The sequence below is a fragment of the Bartonella sp. AP65SXKL genome (assembly GCF_042195725.1).
In the GTDB taxonomy this organism is placed as follows: domain Bacteria; phylum Pseudomonadota; class Alphaproteobacteria; order Rhizobiales; family Rhizobiaceae; genus Bartonella.
Genome location: NZ_JBHIOW010000093.1, coordinates 1 through 722, shown reverse-complemented (window position 1 = coordinate 722; position 722 = coordinate 1). Strand labels below are relative to the sequence as shown.

General features: G+C 41.7%; 1 pseudogene. It reads right to left on the bottom strand.

Annotated features, from left to right (window positions below):
• Positions 1 to 722: pseudogene (locus ACFIMP_RS09845) on the bottom strand (Vomp family autotransporter); the annotation flags it as partial.

The following is a 722-nucleotide window of genomic DNA, read 5'->3' as shown; positions in this document are numbered from 1 at the left end:
ATATCCGTATAGGATTTCGACTCGTTAACAGCATCATTGACAAGACCACTAACTTTCTCATCCGTATACTTATTGGCATCTTCAAGAACTATCTTCATCTGCTCTTCAGTATAATCATGCAACTGACCGCCATTAACAGCTTGCTGAGAACCTGTTTCAATCTTGCCTGCCGCTACATTGTCTATCATAACAGGTTCGCTGTCATTGCCTCCTACTAACGTAATGCTATTGGTCTTTTTCCCATCACTATCTTTATCATAGTTAACAACGCCATCTGTTACGGCTACTTCAATATCTTTCACATGTTGATCTATCGTATCTACTTTGTCTTCAACCTCTTTTACCCTCTCATTCGTGCTCCAAAGCTGACCACCATTAACAACTTCTTGCGAGCCTTCTTCTATCTTACCATCCAATACATTCGTAATCTTACTCGACTTACCATCATGCTTCGCATCATACGCGCCTTCTTCTTCATTCCAATTCAAACCATTGCTCGCCACATTCTTCTCAACATCATGAATACGCTCGTTGATACTCGTCATACCATCACTGACACCATCAAAAGCTCCTGCTACATCATGATAGATCTTCTTTTCTGACGAACTACCATCAGAATTGAATTGTGAAACCTTGAATTCCGGAGCCCTCCATTCGCCACCTTCATAGCTAGCTCCTCCTCCTAAATACATCGCTAGCGTCTGATGCAAGGAATAAAGCTG